Below are 16,923 nucleotides of genomic sequence, written 5' to 3' on the forward strand. Positions count from 1 at the left end.
CCACGCCCCCGTATGGATCGTGCTGGTCATCGCCGCCATGAACGGCGGCCCTCTCGGCGCTCTGGCCCCTGTTGCCGCAGCCGCTTGCGCCCCCAGCCGGCGTTGTCCGAACGGCCGCCCCACCGCGAGCCGGCCTCGACCTTCGGCGTCAGCCGCGTGACACAGGCCGCGCCGCCCGAGCGTATCGCGGCGAACGCCGCGCCCGGCAGCGGGGCGTGTGGGACGACCGGGGTCGGATTCGTCTAATGAGACGGCCGGCAGCGTCCGGGCGCAACCGGTAAAATGCCGAACCATGAAACCCGAAATCTGGACCCCGCATGTGACCGTCGCGGCGCTCGTCGAGCGCGCCGGCCGCTTTCTCGTGATCGAGGAAGAAACCTCGACGGGCCTGCGCATCAACCAGCCGGCCGGCCATCTCGAGGCCGGCGAGACGCTCGCCGACGCCGTGATTCGCGAGACGCTCGAGGAAACCGCGCATCCGTTCGTCCCCGCCGCGCTCGTCGGCGTCTATCTCGCGCACTACGACCGCCCCGGCAGCGCCGGCGCGACCTACCTGCGCTTCACGTTCTGCGGCACGGCCGGTGAGCCGCTGCCGAACCACGCGCTCGACGACGGCATCGTGCGCACGCTGTGGATGAGCGCCGACGAACTGCGCGCGTGCAGCGAGCGTCACCGCTCGCCGGCAGTAATGCGCTGCGTCGACGACTATCTCGCCGGGCGGCGCATTCCGCTCGATTTCGTGCATACGCATTCGGTCGCGCCGCGCCCGGAAGCATTCGACCGTCAGGCGGTAAGCAAATGAGCAAGCGCCGTGTAGTAGTGGGCATGTCGGGCGGCGTCGATTCGTCGGTGACCGCGTGGCTGCTGAAGGAACAGGGATACGACGTGGTCGGCCTGTTCATGAAGAACTGGGAAGACGACGACGACGGCGAATACTGCTCGACGCGCCAGGACTGGATCGACGTGGTGTCGGTGGCCGACCTGATCGGCATCGACGTGGAAGCCGTGAACTTCGCGGCCGAATACAAGGATCGCGTATTCGCCGAATTCCTGCGCGAATACTCGGCCGGCCGCACGCCGAACCCGGACGTGCTGTGCAACGCCGAGATCAAGTTCAAGGCGTTCCTCGACCACGCGATGTCGCTCGACGCGGAAATGATCGCCACCGGCCACTATGCGCGCGTGCGCGAGCGCGACGGTCGCTTCGAACTGCTGAAGGCTTTCGATCATACGAAAGACCAGTCGTACTTCCTGCACCGGCTGAATCAGGCGCAACTGTCGAAGACGATGTTCCCGCTCGGCGAGATCCCGAAGACGAAGGTGCGCGAGATCGCCGCGCAGATCGGGCTGCCGAACGCGAAGAAGAAGGACTCGACCGGCATCTGCTTCATCGGCGAACGGCCGTTCCGCGACTTCCTGAACCGCTATCTTCCGACGAAACCCGGCCCGATGAAGACGCCGGACGGCAAGGTGGTCGGCGAGCACATCGGCCTCGCGTTCTATACGTTCGGGCAGCGCAAGGGCATCGGTCTCGGCGGCAGCAAGGACGGCAACGGCGACCCGTGGTTCGTCGCCGCGAAGGACATCGCGTCGAACACGCTGTATGTCGTGCAGGGCCACGATCATCCGTGGCTGCTGTCGCGCGAACTCGTCGCCGGCAACGTGAGCTGGGTCGCGGGCGAACCGCCCGCCGACGGCTTTTCGTGCGGCGCGAAGACACGCTATCGCCAGGCCGACGCGGCGTGCGCGTTCGGTCGGGCCGACGACGGCCGCTTCTCGCTCGCCTTCGACGACGCGCAATGGGCGGTCACGCCCGGCCAGTCGGCCGTGCTGTACGACGGCGAGATCTGCCTCGGCGGCGGCATCATCGAGTTCGCGGCCACCGGCCGGCCCGATCAGAGCGCGCCGGCTGCCGCGGCAGCGACGCACGCGCACTCGTCGACGCACGCTGACATCCATTCGGTTTAGACTTGCGGCACGCCGCGCCCGGCGGAACACGATTCCGTCGCGGCCGGCGCGCCGCCGCGCAGCGTACGCATGGCGGCATCTCAAGATGCAGGGTCTATTCATGTATGGAACGCACATGCGTTGCCACGAGAACGGCCGCTCGCGAGGCGCGCGACGCCGCGAATACTGACGTATTCGCAAGGAGCGCAACGCGGCGAGCGGCCGTTCTCGTGGCAACCCCAAATTAAAAAAATCATGTCACGGGAATGCCCGAAATCGCCCACATGGCGGCGTCGTTCGTCACTTGTTTGGCTCGGCCAAACGGCGCTCCTCACTTCTTGCCCTGCGGGCGATTTCGGGCATTCGCATGCGCGTTCCATACATGAATAGACCCTAGGAGTCCCCATGCTTTCCAGACGCTACCTCGCGATGTGGTGTGCCGTCCTGCTGCTCATCGCCGCGGCCGCACTCGCGTCGATCCACGCGATTTCCTGGCTGTGGATCATCATCCCCGTCGCCCTCGTCGCCGTCGGCCTGTACGACCTGAACCAGGATCGCCACGCGATCCTGCGCAATTACCCGCTGTGGGGCCACTTCCGTTTCCTGTTCGAGTTCATCCGCCCGGAAATCCGCCAGTATTTCGTCGAGGACGACACCGACGAAAAACCGTTCTCGCGCGCGCAACGCAGCCTCGTCTACCAGCGCGCGAAGAACGTCGCCGACAACCGCCCGTACGGCACCGAGCTGAACGTGAAGGCCGTCGCGCACGAATGGATCAGCCATTCGCTCGCGCCGACGAAGCTGCCGAGCCACGACTTCCGGATCCGGGTCGGCGCGAACCGCGCGCAGCCGTACGACATCTCGATCTTCAACATCTCGGCGATGAGCTTCGGCTCGCTGTCCGCGAACGCGATCCGCTCGCTGAACCTCGGCGCGAAGAAAGGCGGGTTCGCACACGACACCGGCGAAGGCTCGCTGTCGAAGTACCACCGCGAGAACGGCGGCGACATCATCTGGGAAATCGCGTCCGGCTACTTCGGCTGCCGCAACGACGACGGCACGTTCAACCCGGACAAGTTCGCGAAGCAGGCCGCCGATCCGCAGGTCAGGATGATCGAGGTCAAGCTGTCGCAAGGTGCGAAGCCGGGCCACGGCGGCGTGCTGCCGGCCGCGAAGATCACCCCCGAGATCGCGGAGACGCGCGGCGTGCCGATGGGCAAGGACTGCATCTCGCCGGCCACGCACTCGGAATTCTCGACGCCGCGCGGGCTGCTCGAATTCGTCGAGCGGCTGCGCACGCTGTCGGGCGGCAAGCCGACCGGCTTCAAGCTGTGCATCGGTCATCCGTGGGAATTCTTCGGGATCGCGAAGGCGATGGTCGAGACGGGCATCGTGCCCGACTTCATCGTCGTCGACGGTGCGGAAGGCGGCACCGGTGCGGCCCCGCTCGAATTCACCGACCACGTCGGCGTGCCGCTGCAGGAAGGCCTGCTGCTGGTGCACAACACGCTCGTCGGGATCGGCGTGCGCGACCGCGTGAAGATCGGCGCGAGCGGCAAGATCATCAGCGCGTTCGACATCGCGCGCACGCTCGCGATCGGCGCGGACTGGGTGAACTCGGCGCGCGGCTTCATGTTCGCGGTCGGCTGCATCCAGGCGCAGCACTGCCACACCGACCGCTGCCCGACCGGCGTCGCGACGCAGGATCCGGTGCGCCAGCGCGCGATCGTCGTGCCGGACAAGGCCGAGCGCGTGTACAACTTCCACCGCAATACGCTGCATGCGTTGCAGGAACTCGTGCAGGCCGCCGGCCTCGGCCATCCGTCCGAGCTGCGCGCGCATCACATCGTGCAGCGCGTCGCGCCGCACGAAGTGCGGCTGATGTCGCAGCTGCTGAAGTACCTGAAGCCCGGCGCGCTGCTCGACGGCCAGACGTGCGGCTTTACGCTGTACGACAAGTGGTGGCCGATCGCGCGCAGCGATTCGTTCGTGCTCGGCGAAAGCGTTTACGCATCGATCGAATAACACGCGGAACGTCATGTCCGGACCGTGCGATCGCCCCGCGAGGTTGTGATCCGCCCAAAAGAAAAGCGCCCCGCGGGGCGCTTTTCTTTCGTCTGCTCAATGCTCGATGCGCAGCCGGCGGCCGGTCAGCCTTGCGGCAGCGTATCGATGAACGTCTGACGCTGCGACAACTTCCCGAAATACTTGTCGAGGTTCGGATGGCGGTCGCGCCAGTTGAGCTCGGGCATCCGGAAGTCGAGGTAGCCGAGCGCGCAGCCGAGTGCGATGTCGGCGAGCGTGTAATGGTTACCGACGCACCACGTCTTGCCGCCGAGGCCCTGCGACATCGCGACCAGACCGTCGTCGATCTTGCGCTGCTGGCGCGCGATCCAGCTCGCGCTGCGCTGCGCTTCGTCGCGCTGCGTATGTTCGAGACGAATCGCGATGGACGCGTCGAGCACGCCGTCGCCCAGCGCTTCCCAGCAACGCACTTCGACGCGTTCGCGCCCCGACGGCGGAATCAGCTTGCCGACCGGCGACAGCGTGTCGACGTATTCGCAGATCACGCGGGAATCGAACACCGCGGCACCATCCTCCATCACGAGACACGGGACCTTGCCGAGCGGATTCGATGCGTGAATGTTCGTCTCCGGCGCCCACACGTTCTCGAGCTCCAGCTTGTAGTCGATCTTCTTTTCAGCAAGCACGATCCGCGCCTTTCGGACGTACGGGCTGCTGAGCGAACCGATTAATTTCATCATCTGCCTTTTTATGGGAACCGCCGGGAGTATACGTTGTCGTCGATCATAACCGGCCGGCGCGGCCGGGTAGAAAATCGCCCGTTCGGCCTGTGGATGGTTTGCAACAGCCGTCCCGGAGCCCCGTCCGGCGTGGCTTGCAGCCGCCCCTCTCACGCGCCGCGTCCGGCGGCGCTACAATCGCACGATGAATGCGCCCCTCGATACCGCCATCGCCGTCGACGTCTACCGCCAGCGCCGTGAACGCGTGCTTGCCGCACTGCGCGCCGCGGGCGGCGGCGTCGCCATCGTCCCCACCGCGCCGGAACTGCTGCGCAACCGCGATACGGCCTTTCCGTACCGGCATGACAGCTACTTCCACTACCTGACGGGCTTCACCGAGCCGGATGCCGTGCTCGTGCTGAACGCGGCCGGGTCGCACGGCGCGCCGGAATCCATCCTGTTCTGCCGCGCGAAGAATGCCGACCGCGAGATCTGGGAAGGTTTTCATTACGGACCGGAAGCCGCGCGCGACGCGTTCGGCTTCGACGCGGCCTACGCGGTCGACGTGATCGACACCGAAATGACGCGCCTGCTCGCCGATGCGGGCACGGTGCACTACCGGTTCGGCGCGTCGGCCGAGTTCGAGCGCCAGCTTGCCGGCTGGATCGACGCGGTGCGCGCGCAGGCACGCACGGGCGTGGCCGCGCCGGACGCGCTGCTCGACCTCACGCCGCTGCTCGACGACATGCGGCTCGTGAAGGACGAACACGAACTCGCGATCATGATGCGCGCCGCGCACATCTCCGCGCTCGCGCATCGCCGCGCGATGCAGGTGTGCCGCCCGGGGATCCGCGAATACGAACTCGAGGCCGAGCTGCTGTATATGTTCCGCAAGCACGGCGCGCAGGCGCCCGCGTACGGCTCGATCGTCGCGGCCGGCGCGAATGCGTGCGTGCTGCACTACCCGGCCGGCAACGCAGCCGCGCAGGACGGCGACCTGATCCTGATCGATGCCGCATGCGAACTCGACGGCTACGCGTCGGACATCACGCGCACGTTCCCGGCCAACGGGCGCTTCTCGCCCGCGCAGCGCACGCTGTACGACATCGTGCTCGCCGCGCAGCAGGCAGCGATCGACGCGACGCGTGCGGGCGTGCCGTTCGAGGCGCCGCACGACGCGGCCGTGCGCGTGCTCGCGCAAGGGCTGCTCGATACCGGCATCATTCCGAAGACGCGCTTCTCGAGCGTCGACGACGTGATCGCCGAGCGCGCGTACGCGCGCTTCTACATGCATCGCACCGGCCACTGGCTGGGCATGGACGTGCACGATTGCGGCGATTATCGCGAGCGTCTCGCGGCGCGCGACGCGAACGGCGCGCTGCCGTGGCGCACGCTGAAACCGGGCATGACGCTCACCGTCGAGCCGGGCCTGTACGTGCGGGCCGCGGACGACGTGCCGGCCGAATACTGGAACATCGGCATCCGCATCGAGGACGACGCGATCGTGCGCGAGCACGGTTGCGAGCTGATCACGCGCGACGTGCCGGTGGCCGCCGCCGAGATCGAGGCGCTGATGCGCGCGGGCGCGGCCGGCGCATGAGCGTGCCGCAGGCTGCCGTGGACTCTCGGCCTTCGGAAGGCGCCGGCGTCCATCGCCCGTCTGCCTGTCCGTTGTCGTTCGCCGTTGACTTGCCGTTGAGCCGCCGTTGACCCGCCGTTGACCGTTACCCCGTTTCACGAACACTGATGACGACCGCTTCCTCCCCGGCCACGCCGGACTACGACCTCGCCATCGTCGGCGCGGGCCCCGTCGGGCTCGCGCTCGCCGGCTGGCTCGCACGACGCAGCGCGACGCAGCACGCGTCGATCGCGCTGATCGACGCACGCGAACCGTCCGCGAGCGCCAACGACCCACGCGCGATCGCCGTGTCGCACGGCAGCCGCGTGCTGCTCGACACGCTCGGCTGGCCCGGCGACGCGACGCCGATCGAACACATCCACGTATCGCAGCGCGGCCATTTCGGCCGCACGCTGATCGATCGCGACGAACACGATCTCGCCGCGCTCGGCTACGTCGTGCGCTACGGCTCGATCGTGCAGGCGCTCGCGCAGGCGGTACGCGGCACGCGGGTCGACTGGCTCACGTCGACCACCGCACGCGCGCCGCACCAGGACGCCGACGGTGTCACGCTGACGCTCGACGGCCCGCAGGGCGAACGCATGCTGCGCGCGCGCATCGTCATCAATGCCGAAGGCGGGCTGTTCCACGAACAGCAGGCCGACGCCGGCAAGCATCGCCGCGACTACGGCCAGACCGCGATCGTCGGCACGGTCACGGTGTCGGCACCGCGCCCGAACGTCGCGTGGGAACGCTTCACGCACGAAGGCCCGCTTGCATTGCTGCCGCTTGGCGGTCCGCGCCAGGCCGAGTATTCGCTCGTGTGGTGCTGCGCGCCCGATGAGGCGGCCCGGCGCGCGGCGCTGCCCGACGACGCGTTCCTGCGCGAACTCGGCGCAGCCTTCGGCGAGCGGATGGGCCGGTTCGTCGCGATCGCGGGGCGCGCGTCGTTCCCGCTCGGGCTGAACGCGGCGCAAACGCTCGTCAACGGACGCATCGCGATCGTGGGCAACGCCGCGCAGACGCTGCACCCGGTCGCGGGCCAGGGGCTCAACCTCGGGCTGCGCGATGCGCACACGCTCGTCGACACGCTGTCCACGCAGGGCTTCGAAGCGACCGCGCTCGCGACCTTCAATGCGCGGCGCGCGCTCGACCGCCGCTTCACGATCGGCGCGACCGACACGCTCGCGCGCCTCTTCACGATCGATGGCGGGCCGCTGCCGCTGCTGCGCGGCGCGGCACTCACCGCGCTCGAATTCGTGCCGCCGCTCAAGAAGGCGATCGCACGCCAGATGATGTTCGGCCAGCGCAACTGACACGCAACGCCCCGCGCGTTGATCGCGCGCAACCCGACCACGCAAACCGGGTCAAATCGGCGGGGCATGGGAATACGCTAAAATACGCGTTTTCCCTCCGCCCTTTTTGGCCCGCGACGCCCCGCGCTCGCGGGCGGTGCCATTGCGATGCCCGTTATCGGCTCTCACGTTTTGCGTAACAACCTGTTCGTCGCGCCGATGGCCGGCGTGACGGATCGCCCGTTCCGCCAGCTGTGCAAGCGGCTGGGGGCCGGATACGCCGTGTCCGAGATGGTCGCGTCCAATGCGCAGCTGTGGAAAAGCGCGAAGACGATGCGGCGGGCCAACCACGAAGGCGAAGTCGAGCCGATCGCGGTGCAGATCGCCGGCGCCGATCCGGCGATGATGGCCGAAGCGGCCCGCTACAACGTCGACAACGGCGCGCAGATCATCGACATCAACATGGGCTGCCCGGCGAAGAAGGTGTGCAACGTCGCGGCCGGCTCCGCGCTGCTGCAGAACGAGCCGCTCGTGCAGCGGATCGTCGAGGCCGTCGTCGCGGCGGTCGGCACGGGGCCCGATGCCGTGCCCGTCACGCTGAAGATCCGCACCGGCTGGGATCGCGAGCACAAGAACGCGATCACGATCGCGCGCCTCGCCGAAGCGGCCGGCATCTCGATGCTGACCGTGCACGGCCGCACGCGCGCCGACCTCTATCGCGGCGACGCGGAGTACGACACCATCGCGGCCGTGAAGGCGGCCGTGCGCATCCCGGTCGTCGCGAACGGCGACATCACGTCGCCGGCGAAAGCGAAGGCCGTGCTCGACGCCACCGGCGCCGACGCACTGATGATCGGTCGCGCCGCGCAAGGTCGGCCGTGGCTGTTCCGTGAAATCGATCATTTCCTGCAAACCGGCGAACTGCTGCCCCCGCCGCGGATCGACGAGATCCAGCACGTGATGAACGAACACCTGGAAGACCACTACGCGTTCTACGGCGAATTCACGGGAGTCCGTACTGCGCGCAAGCACATCGGCTGGTACACTCGCGGCCTTTCCGGTGCCAACGGGTTCCGGCACAGGATGAACACGCTCGATTCCACCCGCGAGCAGCTCGCCGCCGTCAATGCATTCTTCGAGGCGCAAAAGGCGCTGTCGGACCACCTCGTCTACGTCGATGACGAAGAGGAAAACGGCCAGGGCGAGTCGGACGACCATAACCAGTTAGCAGCATGAGCAAGCACAACATCGAACAATGTGTCCGCGAGAGCCTGGACGTGTATTTCCGGGATCTAGACGGCTCCAATCCGCACGACGTCTATGAAATGGTGATGTCCTGCGTCGAAAAGCCGATGCTCGAGGTCGTGCTCGTACAGGCCGGCGGCAACCAGTCGCTCGCCGCGGAGTACCTCGGCATCAATCGCAATACGCTGCGCAAGAAGCTGCAGCAGCACGGCCTGCTGTAGGCAGCCGTCCCGTCCCCGTTTCCCTGGCTATTGGTGGTTCCATCATGATCAAGCAAGCGCTCATTTCCGTTTCCGACAAGACCGGCATCGTCGACTTCGCGAAGTCGCTGTCCGACCTCGGCGTCAAGCTGCTGTCGACCGGCGGCACCGCGAAACTCCTCGCCGACGCGGGCCTGCCCGTAACCGAAGTGGCTGACTACACGGGCTTTCCGGAAATGCTCGATGGGCGCGTGAAGACGCTCCACCCGAAGGTGCACGGCGGCATCCTCGCGCGCCGCGACCTGCCCGAGCACATGCAGGCACTGGAGCAGCACGGCATCCCGACGATCGACCTGCTGGTCGTGAACCTGTATCCGTTCGTCGCGACGATCGCGAAGGACGACTGCACGCTCGCCGACGCGATCGAGAACATCGACATCGGCGGCCCGACGATGCTGCGCTCGGCTGCGAAGAACCACCGCGACGTGACGGTCGTCGTCGATCCGGCCGACTACGCGGTCGTGCTCGACGAAATGAAGGCGAACGGCAACGCGATCGGCTACGCGACCAACTTCCGCCTCGCGACGAAGGTGTTCGCGCACACCGCGCAATACGACGGCGCGATCACGAACTACCTGACGAGCCTGACCGACGAGCTGCAGCACGCATCGCGCAACACGTACCCGGCGACGCTGAACCTGGCGTTCGACAAGGTGCAGGACCTGCGCTACGGCGAGAACCCGCACCAGAGCGCCGCGTTCTACCGCGACCTCGCCGCGCCGGCCGGCGCACTGGCCAACTACCGCCAGCTGCAGGGCAAGGAACTGTCGTACAACAACATCGCGGATTCGGACGCGGCGTGGGAATGCGTGAAGACGTTCGACGCGCCGGCCTGCGTGATCATCAAGCACGCGAACCCGTGCGGCGTCGCGGTCGGCAACGACTCGGCCGACGCGTACGCGAAGGCATTCCAGACCGACCCGACCTCCGCGTTCGGCGGCATCATCGCGTTCAACCGCGAAGTCGACGAAGCGGCCGCGCAAGCCGTGGCGAAGCAGTTCGTCGAAGTGCTGATCGCGCCGTCGTTCTCGGACGCCGCGAAGCAGGTGTTCGCCGCGAAGCAGAACGTGCGCCTGCTCGAGATCGCACTCGGCGAAGGCCATAACGCATTCGACCTGAAGCGCGTCGGCGGCGGCCTGCTCGTGCAATCGCTCGATTCGAAGAACGTGCAGCCGAGCGAGCTGCGCGTCGTCACGAAGCGCCAGCCGACCGCGAAGGAAATGGACGACCTGCTGTTCGCATGGCGCGTCGCGAAGTACGTGAAGTCGAACGCGATCGTGTTCTGCGGCAACGGCATGACGCTCGGCGTCGGCGCAGGCCAGATGAGCCGCGTCGATTCGGCGCGCATCGCGAGCATCAAGGCGCAGAACGCCGGCCTCACGCTGGCCGGCTCGGCCGTCGCGTCGGATGCGTTCTTCCCGTTCCGCGACGGCCTCGACGTCGTCGTGGCAGCCGGCGCGACCTGCGTGATCCAGCCGGGCGGCTCGATGCGCGACGACGAAGTGATCGCGGCAGCCGACGAGCACGGCATCGCGATGATCCTGACGGGCGTGCGTCACTTCCGTCACTGATCGCACGCGGCCCGCGCGGCCGCTGCACGCAAACCCGGCGGCGTCGCACCCGCCGGGTTTTTTATTGCGCGGCGCCGGCGCACGCGAGCATGCGGCCGGTGCCGTGCACCATTCGTTGTAGTATCGCTGCATCAGCTTTTTCTCCTCACTCATGCGAATTCTCGGCATCGACCCTGGCCTGCGCGTCACCGGCTTCGGCGTCATAGACGTCAGCGGCCATCGGCTCGCGTATGTCGCGAGCGGCGTGATCCGCACGCCCACGGCCGACCTGGCCACCCGGCTCGGCACGATCTTCCAGGGCGTCTCGACCCTCGTGCGCGAGCACGCGCCCGACCAGGCTGCGATCGAACAGGTGTTCGTCAACGTGAACCCGCAGTCGACGCTGCTGCTCGGCCAGGCGCGCGGCGCCGCGATCTGCGGGCTCGTGTCCGGCGGACTGCCGGTCGCCGAGTACACCGCGCTGCAACTGAAGCAGGCCGTCGTCGGGTACGGCCGTGCGACCAAGTCGCAGATGCAGGAAATGGTCACGCGGCTGCTCAACCTGACCGGCCAGCCCGGCAGCGACGCGGCCGACGCACTCGGGATGGCGATCTGCCATGCTCACAGCGGCAATACGCTCGGCACGATCAGCGGCCTCGCACCGGCTCTCGCGAAAAAGGGGCTGCGCGTGCGGCGCGGACGGCTCGTCGGCTGACGCAGCGGCACGCAAGCGCCGAGCGCGGCGCACGGCCACGCACGGCCGCACACGGCCGCAAGCGTCGCGCGCATTTCACGTCCGGGCGCCCTGCCCGGGTAATCCTCCCCGACGCGCATCCATCGCCCATCGCCTCGACCGGACGGCCAACCCATCGGCATCGCGCCGCACCTGCGCTACACTCGCGCTTTCTTCCTCGCATCCCGCCATCCATGATCGGTCGCATCGCCGGCATCCTGCTCGAAAAGAACCCGCCTCACCTGCTCGTCGACTGCAACGGCGTCGGCTACGAAATCGACGTGCCGATGAGTACCTTCTACAACCTGCCGCAAACCGGCGAGCGCGTCGTGCTGCTCACGCAGCAGATCGTGCGCGAGGACGCGCACCTGTTGTACGGCTTCCTGACGCCGCAGGAGCGCACGACCTTCCGCGAACTGCTGAAGATCACCGGCATCGGCGCGCGCGTGGCGCTTGCCGTGCTGTCGGGCATGAGCGTGCAGGAGCTCGCGCAGGCCGTCACGATGCAGGACGCCGCGCGCCTCACGCGCCTGCCCGGCATCGGCAAAAAGACCGCCGAGCGCCTGTTGCTCGAGCTGAAGGGCAAGCTCGGCGCGGACCTCGGCGCACTCGCCGGCGCCGCGTCGCCGTCCGACCACGCGACCGACATCCTCAACGCGCTGCTCGCGCTCGGCTATTCCGAGAAGGAAGGCCTCGCCGCGATCAAGAACGTGCCGGCCGGCACCGGCGTGTCCGACGGCATCAAGCTCGCGCTCAAGGCATTGTCGAAGGCGTAACGGCGGCCCGGGCAGGCGCCTGAACCGGCTGTCGGAGCCAGTGTCGCGCCGCCGTGCGGCGCGCGCCAGTCGGCCGTTCGGCCAGTTCGGCCGCGTGACGGTGCGCGGTACAATGGCCGCATGATTGAAACCGACAAACTCGCCGCCGAGCGGATCATCGCCGCCACGCCCGCCTCTTCTCACGAGGAGGTGTTCGAACGCGCGCTGCGGCCGCGCCAGCTCGACGACTATGTCGGCCAGGAAAAGGTGCGCGGCCAGCTCGAGATCTTCATCGAGGCCGCGAAGCGCCGCTCCGAGCCGCTCGACCACGTGCTGCTGTTCGGGCCGCCGGGCCTCGGCAAGACCACGCTCGCGCACATCATCGCGCGCGAGATGGGCGTGAACCTGCGCCAGACGTCGGGCCCCGTGCTCGAGCGCGCGGGTGATCTCGCCGCGCTGCTGACCAACCTCGAAGCGAACGACGTGCTGTTCATCGACGAAATCCACCGGCTGTCGCCGGTCGTCGAGGAAATCCTGTATCCGGCGCTCGAGGATTACCAGATCGACATCATGATCGGCGAAGGGCCGGCCGCGCGCAGCGTGAAGCTCGACCTGCAGCCGTTCACGCTGGTCGGCGCGACCACGCGCGCGGGGATGCTGACCAACCCGCTGCGCGATCGCTTCGGGATCGTCGCGCGCCTCGAGTTCTACGACGCCGAGCAGCTGTCGCGCATCGTGCGGCGCTCGGCGTCGCTCTTGAACGCGCAGATCGATCCGCACGGTGCGCTGGAGATCGCGAAGCGCTCGCGCGGCACGCCACGGATCGCGAACCGGCTGCTGCGCCGCGTGCGCGACTACGCGGAAGTGAAGGCCGACGGCCAGATCACCGCGGCCGTCGCCGACGCCGCGCTCGCGATGCTCGACGTCGATCCGGTCGGCTTCGACCTGATGGACCGCAAGCTGCTCGAGGCGATCCTGCACAAGTTCGACGGCGGCCCGGTCGGCATCGACAACCTCGCGGCCGCGATCGGCGAGGAGCGCGACACGATCGAGGACGTGCTCGAGCCGTACCTGATCCAGCAGGGCTTCCTGCAGCGCACGCCGCGCGGGCGCATCGCGACACTGCTCACGTACCGCCACTTCGGGCTCTCCGCGCCCGATGCCGGCAACGCCGAACGCGGCACGTGGGATACCACCGACGGAAAGTAGCGCGCCGCCTGCGCCAGACCCGTCGCCAAGCTCGCCATGACCACGCCGCCCAGCCCTCACCCCGCCGCGCCCGCATCGCGCCCGCGCTGGGCCGAGCCGATCCGCAAGCGGCTGGTGGCCGGCATCACGCACCTGACGGCAGGCGGCGGCGGACCGTCGATCGATCTGTCGTCGCCGCCCGGCGACCCGGGGCTCTTCGGCCCCGACGCGATCTGCTGGCGCGTGCATGCCGATTTCACGTCGATGATGACGGGCGGCATCGCCGCGCTGCTGCTGCAGGCGCTCCATCCGCTCGCGCTCGCGGGCGTCTGGGACCACTCGTCGTTTCGCACCGACATCCTCGGCCGCTTGCGCCGCACCGCCACGTTCATCACGGGCACGACGTTCGGCAGCCGCGCGGACGCACTCGCGCTGATCGAGCGCGTGAAAACGATCCACGCACGCATCTCGGGCACCGCGCCCGACGGCCGGCCGTACCGTGCCGACGATCCGGCGTTGCTGACCTGGGTGCATGTCGCGGAAGTGTCGAGCTTTCTCGCCGCGCATGTGCGCTATGTGAATCCCGCGCTCGCCGGCGAGCTTCAGGACCGCTACTACGCTGAAACGGCGTTGATCGCCGAGCTACTCGGTGCGCAGGATGTTCCGCGCTCACGTGCCGAAGTGGCGGCCTATCTCGCGCGCATGCAGCCCGAGCTCGCCGCCGGGCCGCACACCTTCGAAGTGATGGATATCCTGCTGAATGTGCCGGTCGCCTCGCCGGCGCTACGGCCGGCCGCGTCGCTGATGATGCATGCGGGCATCGACCTGCTGCCGCCGTGGGCGCAGCGCATGCTCGGCGTGTCGACGTTCGCGCCGCTGCGACGTGCGGTGGTCCGGCCCGGCGTGCGCGCCGTCGCGCCCGTGCTGCGTTGGGCGCTCGTCAATGGCGCGTCGAAACGCGCACGCCGCCGCGCGGCCGCGACACCGCCCGACGGCACCCCGCCCGCCTGACGGCTCTTCCGATCATTTACTGGTAACAGGCTGGCGCACTTGTACCCGCGCAGCATTGCGCCCGCTGGCTATTCGCGAGGCGCAGGCCCGCGCGATCGGATCAGAGTACCTTGCGATACCCGTCGTCGTCGTCGCTCGCGTCTTCGAGATGCGACACGTCGGCCCATTGCACGACCTGCGCACGGCCGTCGACGTAATCGACGACGTTGATGCTCGTGTTGAGCAGCTGATAGCTGCGCGGCGCCGACAGCTCGAGACCGTTTGCGAAGCGGTACACGCAGTCGAGCACGCCGCCGTGCGCGACGCACGCGATCCGGCCGCCCGGATGCGCGGCGACGATCGGCTCGAGCGCATGCAGCACGCGGTGATAGAACGCGCGCTGCGACTCGCCGCCGTCGGGCGCGAAGCCCGGGTCGCGGGTCTGCCATGCGGCGTACGCGTCGGGGAACAGCGTTTCGATTTCGGTGCTGTCATGGCCCTGGAACACGCCATACGACCGTTCGCGCAGCCCTTCGCGCAGTTGCAGCGGCAACCCGAGCGCATCGGCGAAAGGTTGCGCGGTCTGCTGCGCGCGCATCAGGTCGCTCGAATAGACGGCATCGATCCGCTGCCCTTCGCGCGCTTCCCGCGCGAGCCGCACGGCCAGCCGCTGCGCCTGCGCGAGCCCCGAGTCGGCCAGCGGAATGTCGATATGGCCCTGGATGCGCTTGATGCGGTTCCAGGCCGTCTCGCCGTGACGAATGAACAGAATCTGCGTGGTGGCCATCGCGGCACGTCTCCGGGAAAGAATCAGGGCCGCACTTGCAGCCAGAACGTGACGGGGCCGTCGTTGACGAGCGACACCTGCATGTCGGCGCCGAACTCGCCCGTCTCGACGACCGGATGGCGCGCGCGTGCGGCCGCGACGAAATAGTCGAACAGGCGCTCGCCTTCGTCGGGCGGCGCGGCCGGCGTGAAGCTCGGCCGCAACCCGCTGTTGGTGTCGGCCGCGAGCGTGAACTGCGACACGAGCAGCAGGCCGCCGGCACCACCCGCGCCGTCGATGTTCGACACCGGCAGGTTCATCTTGCCGGCCGCGTCGCTGAACACGCGATAGCCGAGCAGCTTCGCGAGCAGCTTGTCGGCCGCGGCCTCGGTGTCCCCGCGCTCCGCGCAGACGAGCGCGAGCAGCCCCGCGCCGATCTCGCCCGTCGTGCGATCGCCGACGCGCACGTCGGCGCGCTTCACGCGCTGGATCAGCGCGATCATGCGGTCAGCGTGACGCGCGCGAAGCGGCGCTTGCCGACCTGGACCACGAATTCGCCGGCCTCCACCTTCAGGCCCTTGTCGGACACGGTCGCGCCGTCGATCTTCACGCCGCCCTGCTCGATGTTGCGCAGCGCTTCGCTCGTCGACGGCACGAGGCCGGCCTGCTTCAGCAACTGGCCGATCGCGAGCGGTGCGCCCGCGAGCGTGACCGACGGGATGTCGTCCGGCACGCCGCCCTTCGCGCGGTGGTTGAAGTCCTCGAGCGCGCGCTCGGCGTCGGCCTGCGAGTGAAAGCGCGCGACGATTTCCTGCGCGAGCAGCACCTTGAAGTCGCGCGGGTTGCGGCCGCCTTCGGCGTCGCGCTTGAAGCCGGCGATTTCGTCGAGGCTGCGGAACGACAGCAGTTCGAAGTAACGCCACATCAGCGTGTCCGAGATGCTCATCAGCTTGCCGAACATGTCGGTCGGCTTTTCGCTGATGCCGACATAGTTGCCCTTCGACTTCGACATCTTCTCGACGCCGTCGAGCCCCTCGAGCAGCGGCATCGTCAGGATGCACTGCTGTTCCTGGCCGTACTGCTTCTGCAGTTCGCGGCCGACCAGCAGGTTGAACTTCTGGTCGGTGCCGCCGAGCTCGAGGTCGGCGTTCAGCGCGACCGAGTCGTAGCCCTGCATCAGCGGGTACAGGAATTCGTGGATCGAGATCGGCACGCCGCCCTGGAAGCGCTTCGTGAAGTCCTCGCGCTCGAGGATCCGCGCGACCGTGTAGCGCGACGCGAGCTTGATCATCCCGTCCGCGCCGAGCGGCATCGACCATTCGCTGTTGTAGCGGATCTCGGTCTTGTCGCGGTCGAGCACGAGCGCGGCCTGTTCGAAGTAGGTTTTCGCGTTCGATTCGATCTGTTCGCGCGTGAGCGGCGGACGCGTCGCGTTGCGGCCCGACGGATCGCCGATCAGCGACGTGAAATCGCCGATCAGGAAGATCACGGTGTGGCCGAGATCCTGCAGCTGGCGCATCTTGTTCAGCACGACCGTGTGGCCGATGTGGATGTCGGGCGCGGTCGGGTCGAGGCCGAGCTTGATGCGCAGCGGCGTGCCGGTGGCCGCGCTGCGCGCGAGCTTCTGCGCGAACTCTTCCTCGATCAGCAGTTCGTCGACGCCGCGCTTCGTGACGGCGAGCGCATGGCGGACTTCGTCGGTGATCGGGAAAACAGGCTTGGAACTGGGTTCGGTGCTCATCGGGGCCGGGAAGAATGTCGCAAAGACAGGGATTTTCCCATAACTTGCACGTGCATCGCTTAACGACGCGTCAGGTTGCGCGGATAATCGG

General features: G+C 67.9%; 16 protein-coding genes. 12 read left to right on the plus strand and 4 right to left on the minus strand.

Annotated features, from left to right (window positions below; genetic code table 11):
* The first annotated feature begins 292 nt into the window (after window positions 1–292).
* The 3 genes from C7H84_RS08660 to C7H84_RS08670 all read left to right on the plus strand — a co-directional run bounded on the left by C7H84_RS08660 (window position 293) and on the right by C7H84_RS08670 (window position 3,972).
* Window positions 293–802: an NUDIX hydrolase gene (locus C7H84_RS08660; protein WP_121858429.1), complete on the plus strand. Its 510-nt coding sequence runs from the start codon at window positions 293–295 to the stop codon at window positions 800–802.
* Window positions 799–1,968: a tRNA 2-thiouridine(34) synthase MnmA gene (gene mnmA / locus C7H84_RS08665; RefSeq protein WP_121858430.1), complete on the plus strand. Its 1,170-nt coding sequence runs from the start codon at window positions 799–801 to the stop codon at window positions 1,966–1,968. Before C7H84_RS08660 ends, mnmA begins: the two co-directional genes overlap by 4 nt.
* 384 nt (window positions 1,969–2,352) lie before the next feature.
* The gene (locus C7H84_RS08670) at window positions 2,353–3,972 is read left to right on the plus strand and encodes an FMN-binding glutamate synthase family protein (protein ID WP_121858431.1); all 1,620 of its coding nucleotides are present in this window, start codon (window positions 2,353–2,355) and stop codon (window positions 3,970–3,972) included.
* Window positions 3,973–4,097: 125 nt separating this feature from the next.
* Here the strand turns inward: C7H84_RS08670 and C7H84_RS08675 are convergent, their stop codons facing one another.
* Window positions 4,098–4,712 carry a glutathione S-transferase N-terminal domain-containing protein gene (locus C7H84_RS08675; protein WP_121858432.1) on the minus strand — a complete coding sequence of 205 codons (615 nt, stop codon included), beginning with the start codon at window positions 4,710–4,712 and terminating at the stop codon, window positions 4,098–4,100.
* 184 nt (window positions 4,713–4,896) lie between these two features.
* Between C7H84_RS08675 and C7H84_RS08680 the strand changes: the two genes are divergently transcribed.
* From C7H84_RS08680 to C7H84_RS08725, 9 genes are all read left to right on the plus strand, one after another.
* A complete protein-coding gene (locus C7H84_RS08680) occupies window positions 4,897–6,291 on the plus strand; it encodes an aminopeptidase P N-terminal domain-containing protein (RefSeq protein ID WP_121858433.1) in 1,395 nt (464 codons plus the stop codon).
* A gap of 146 nt (window positions 6,292–6,437) precedes the next feature.
* On the plus strand, window positions 6,438–7,625 hold the full coding sequence (locus tag C7H84_RS08685) for a UbiH/UbiF/VisC/COQ6 family ubiquinone biosynthesis hydroxylase (RefSeq protein ID WP_121858434.1): 1,188 nt from the start codon (window positions 6,438–6,440) through the stop codon (window positions 7,623–7,625).
* A 147-nt stretch (window positions 7,626–7,772) separates the two neighbouring features.
* Complete coding sequence (gene dusB, locus C7H84_RS08695; protein WP_121858435.1) at window positions 7,773–8,840, plus strand: tRNA dihydrouridine synthase DusB; 1,068 nt, start codon at window positions 7,773–7,775, stop codon at window positions 8,838–8,840.
* On the plus strand, window positions 8,837–9,070 hold the full coding sequence (locus C7H84_RS08700; protein WP_006476892.1) for a Fis family transcriptional regulator: 234 nt from the start codon (window positions 8,837–8,839) through the stop codon (window positions 9,068–9,070). The genes dusB and C7H84_RS08700 overlap by 4 nt, the downstream gene beginning before the upstream one ends.
* Before the next feature lie 44 nt (window positions 9,071–9,114).
* Complete coding sequence (gene purH / locus C7H84_RS08705) at window positions 9,115–10,680, plus strand: bifunctional phosphoribosylaminoimidazolecarboxamide formyltransferase/IMP cyclohydrolase (RefSeq protein ID WP_121858436.1); 1,566 nt, start codon at window positions 9,115–9,117, stop codon at window positions 10,678–10,680.
* 151 nt (window positions 10,681–10,831) lie between these two features.
* Window positions 10,832–11,374, plus strand: a complete 543-nt coding sequence (ruvC, locus tag C7H84_RS08710; RefSeq protein WP_121858437.1) for a crossover junction endodeoxyribonuclease RuvC — start codon at window positions 10,832–10,834, stop codon at window positions 11,372–11,374.
* Window positions 11,375–11,586: 212 nt separating this feature from the next.
* Window positions 11,587–12,168, plus strand: a complete 582-nt coding sequence (gene ruvA / locus C7H84_RS08715) for a Holliday junction branch migration protein RuvA (RefSeq protein ID WP_121858438.1) — start codon at window positions 11,587–11,589, stop codon at window positions 12,166–12,168.
* 120 nt (window positions 12,169–12,288) lie between these two features.
* Window positions 12,289–13,356 (plus strand): Holliday junction branch migration DNA helicase RuvB, encoded by a 1,068-nt coding sequence (ruvB, locus tag C7H84_RS08720; RefSeq protein ID WP_121858439.1) that lies wholly within the window; start codon window positions 12,289–12,291, stop codon window positions 13,354–13,356.
* Window positions 13,357–13,392: 36 nt separating this feature from the next.
* Window positions 13,393–14,346 (plus strand): oxygenase MpaB family protein, encoded by a 954-nt coding sequence (locus tag C7H84_RS08725; protein WP_121858440.1) that lies wholly within the window; start codon window positions 13,393–13,395, stop codon window positions 14,344–14,346.
* Window positions 14,347–14,446: 100 nt separating this feature from the next.
* Here C7H84_RS08725 and C7H84_RS08730 read toward each other — a convergent pair whose 3' ends face one another.
* Genes C7H84_RS08730 through tyrS form a run of 3 tightly spaced genes read right to left on the minus strand, consistent with a single transcriptional unit; the run spans window position 14,447 to window position 16,832 of the window.
* A complete protein-coding gene (locus C7H84_RS08730) occupies window positions 14,447–15,112 on the minus strand; it encodes a histidine phosphatase family protein (RefSeq protein WP_121858441.1) in 666 nt (221 codons plus the stop codon).
* A 23-nt stretch (window positions 15,113–15,135) separates the two neighbouring features.
* Window positions 15,136–15,594: a D-aminoacyl-tRNA deacylase gene (dtd, locus tag C7H84_RS08735; RefSeq protein ID WP_121858442.1), complete on the minus strand. Its 459-nt coding sequence runs from the start codon at window positions 15,592–15,594 to the stop codon at window positions 15,136–15,138.
* Complete coding sequence (gene tyrS / locus C7H84_RS08740) at window positions 15,591–16,832, minus strand: tyrosine--tRNA ligase (protein ID WP_121858443.1); 1,242 nt, start codon at window positions 16,830–16,832, stop codon at window positions 15,591–15,593. The genes dtd and tyrS overlap by 4 nt, the downstream gene beginning before the upstream one ends.
* Window positions 16,833–16,923 lie beyond the last annotated feature (91 nt).

Source organism: Burkholderia sp. Nafp2/4-1b (assembly GCF_003635165.1).
In the GTDB taxonomy this organism is placed as follows: domain Bacteria; phylum Pseudomonadota; class Gammaproteobacteria; order Burkholderiales; family Burkholderiaceae; genus Burkholderia.

What these genes read in the sequence shown, in the direction of transcription:
- C7H84_RS08660 (WP_121858429.1), top strand. Translation starts at nt 293, where the DNA reads ATGAAACCCGAAATCTGGACCCCGCATGTGACCGTCGCGGCGCTCGTC.
- mnmA (WP_121858430.1), top strand. Translation starts at nt 799, where the DNA reads ATGAGCAAGCGCCGTGTAGTAGTGGGCATGTCGGGCGGCGTCGATTCG.
- C7H84_RS08670 (WP_121858431.1), top strand. Translation starts at nt 2,353, where the DNA reads ATGCTTTCCAGACGCTACCTCGCGATGTGGTGTGCCGTCCTGCTGCTC.
- C7H84_RS08675 (WP_121858432.1), bottom strand. Translation starts at nt 4,712, where the DNA reads ATGATGAAATTAATCGGTTCGCTCAGCAGCCCGTACGTCCGAAAGGCG.
- C7H84_RS08680 (WP_121858433.1), top strand. Translation starts at nt 4,897, where the DNA reads ATGAATGCGCCCCTCGATACCGCCATCGCCGTCGACGTCTACCGCCAG.
- C7H84_RS08685 (WP_121858434.1), top strand. Translation starts at nt 6,438, where the DNA reads ATGACGACCGCTTCCTCCCCGGCCACGCCGGACTACGACCTCGCCATC.
- dusB (WP_121858435.1), top strand. Translation starts at nt 7,773, where the DNA reads ATGCCCGTTATCGGCTCTCACGTTTTGCGTAACAACCTGTTCGTCGCG.
- C7H84_RS08700 (WP_006476892.1), top strand. Translation starts at nt 8,837, where the DNA reads ATGAGCAAGCACAACATCGAACAATGTGTCCGCGAGAGCCTGGACGTG.
- purH (WP_121858436.1), top strand. Translation starts at nt 9,115, where the DNA reads ATGATCAAGCAAGCGCTCATTTCCGTTTCCGACAAGACCGGCATCGTC.
- ruvC (WP_121858437.1), top strand. Translation starts at nt 10,832, where the DNA reads ATGCGAATTCTCGGCATCGACCCTGGCCTGCGCGTCACCGGCTTCGGC.
- ruvA (WP_121858438.1), top strand. Translation starts at nt 11,587, where the DNA reads ATGATCGGTCGCATCGCCGGCATCCTGCTCGAAAAGAACCCGCCTCAC.
- ruvB (WP_121858439.1), top strand. Translation starts at nt 12,289, where the DNA reads ATGATTGAAACCGACAAACTCGCCGCCGAGCGGATCATCGCCGCCACG.
- C7H84_RS08725 (WP_121858440.1), top strand. Translation starts at nt 13,393, where the DNA reads ATGACCACGCCGCCCAGCCCTCACCCCGCCGCGCCCGCATCGCGCCCG.
- C7H84_RS08730 (WP_121858441.1), bottom strand. Translation starts at nt 15,112, where the DNA reads ATGGCCACCACGCAGATTCTGTTCATTCGTCACGGCGAGACGGCCTGG.
- dtd (WP_121858442.1), bottom strand. Translation starts at nt 15,594, where the DNA reads ATGATCGCGCTGATCCAGCGCGTGAAGCGCGCCGACGTGCGCGTCGGC.
- tyrS (WP_121858443.1), bottom strand. Translation starts at nt 16,832, where the DNA reads ATGAGCACCGAACCCAGTTCCAAGCCTGTTTTCCCGATCACCGACGAA.